This is a genomic window from Flavobacteriales bacterium (genome assembly GCA_013214975.1).
In the GTDB taxonomy this organism is placed as follows: Bacteria; Bacteroidota; Bacteroidia; order DT-38; family DT-38; genus DT-38.
The window spans coordinates 1-2,315 of record JABSPR010000073.1 but is presented as its reverse complement, the minus strand read 5'-3'; the positions used below and the strand labels follow the sequence as shown (position 1 = coordinate 2,315).

Sequence of the window (2,315 nt, the reverse complement as noted above, 5' to 3'; positions counted from 1 at the left end):
TAATTGTATTTATCAAGAAAATACAAATAACCTATGGGCCGGTAGTGCAGAGAACGGACTATTTCTAATTCAAAGAATCCATGGCAAAGAGGTTGTTTTTCATTATAATAAAAACCCTTACGACAACTCCAGCATAATTGGAGAAACCGTCCAATGCATCAATGAAGATGCTAATGGCGTCTTCTGGATTGGAACGGATAAAGGAATATCAAAATTCGATAAATATAAACAAGGTTTTACAACAATTTCTCTTAATAATGAACCCGAAAATGGTCTAATCGACTATAACGTATGGTCATTCGCAGAAGACAATTCTAACAACATATACATCGGCACTCAAAAGGATCTCACCATATACAAAACCACCAATCAAACATTCTATCACATTAAAAGACCCGATGAAGCTCAGCATTTCTTATTGAGTATTTATGTAGAAAATCAAAATAAAATTTGGTTAGGTTACGAAGACGGTTTATTCATATTACACATTAGCAATCTGGAAAACAATCAATATACATTTGAAACTGCCATATTTGAGGAGTCTGAAGGAGCCAATGATAATAGGGTTTATCAAATAGTACCCGCAGATGATGATAGGCTTTGGATCGGATCAAGAGCTGGACTTTCAATTATAGATAAAAACACGCTGGACTTTCAATTCTATGCAAGCACTGATCTAGACGGGAGCCTCGGAGAAGGCTCAGTAAAGGTTGTTTATCGCGATTTACTAGGTAAAATATGGTTAGTAACCAGCACCGAAGGCCTCTATAATATTATTGAAAAATCCGACAGTTCATTTTACTTTAAACATTATCCGATAATTGGACATACAGAAAAAAACGGGCATATAACTAGCATACTTCAGACAGAAAAAAACTATTTATGGATTGGAACCTATGGAGAAGGGATGAAGAAAATCAACCTAAAAACCAACGAAACTCAAAATTACACTGAAACCGAAGGTCTATCGAATAATGTAATATATGGTCTATTATCAGACTCGGAAAATAATATTTGGGCAAGTACAAACAAAGGCATTTCAAAGTTTAATCCTAAAGCCGAAATATTCACGACGTACAGTGTCAAAGATGGACTACAAAGTAATGAGTTTAACACCAACGCATATTTCAAATCTTCTAAAGGCCAACTCCATTTTGGTGGCATAAACGGTTATAATATATTTAAACCAAAAGAAATTAGTATAAACCCTAACCCGCCTAAAGTCTTAATATCTAAAGTAACTTTAAGCACTAAAGGCACCAAGCATAATGAAGTCATTCTAAAGAACATAAGATATTCTCAGACGCTTGAACTTGAGTATTTTCAAAATGATTTATCATTCGAATTCATTTCAACTAACTATTCAAACCCCGGTAAAACCAAGTATAAATATATTTTAGAAGGACAGGAAGAGGAATATACCTATCTAGAAAATGAAAATAAAGTTCATTATATGAACATCCCGCATGGAGAGTACAGACTTAAAGTCTATGCTCAAAGTTCTGATGGAATATGGTCTTTGGAACCGACTGTTATTAAATTTATAATCACTCCCCCTATATGGTTAACATGGTGGTTCAGAATCTTAATTGTACTGATCCTAACCTTAATGGGCTTTCTTATTTACAGAAGACGTATCGACAAAATTAGAAGGCAAAAAGTACGTCTTGAAATAGAAGTTGTTAAACGAACAAGGCAGGTAACAGAACAAAGTAAAAAGATCGAAGATCAAAAAAAGAAAGTTGAAATTCAAAATGCAAAAATTGAACACCAGAAGTCGCTTCTTGAAAAAGAAAAAGAAAAGGTTGAACAACTACTTTTAAACGTACTCCCTGAAGGAACTGCGGAAGAATTAAAAACAAAAGGAAGATCAAAAGCAAGATATTATAAAAACGTTTCAGTGCTTTTTACTGATTTCGTTGGTTTCTCAAAAATTGCTGAGGAGATGAAACCGCAAGAGCTAGTTCAACAACTAGATAGTTATTTTTCCAAATTTGATGAAATCATTGAAAAATATGATTTAGAAAAAATCAAGACAATTGGAGACTCTTATATGTGCGCAGGTGGTGTTCCAATTCGTAACAAAAGTAATGCCATAGAGGTAACTCTTGCCGCTTTAGAGATAAAAAACTTCATGCTAGACAAGGCAAGTAAAGATGAAGAGATAAAAACGTGGGGCATAAGGATTGGAATTAACACAGGAGAAGTAATTGCAGGAGTTATAGGCATTAAAAGATTCGCTTATGATATTTGGGGGGCAACGGTTAATCAAGCTCAAAGAATGGAAATGCATGGGCAACCGGGAACTGTAAATG

General features: G+C 34.3%; 1 protein-coding gene. It reads left to right on the top strand.

All coding sequences use genetic code 11. The annotated features are described in order from the left end of the window. Positions 1-2,315 (top strand): hypothetical protein (locus HRT72_03445; protein NQY66762.1); only part of this gene is annotated, 2,315 nt, incomplete at both ends.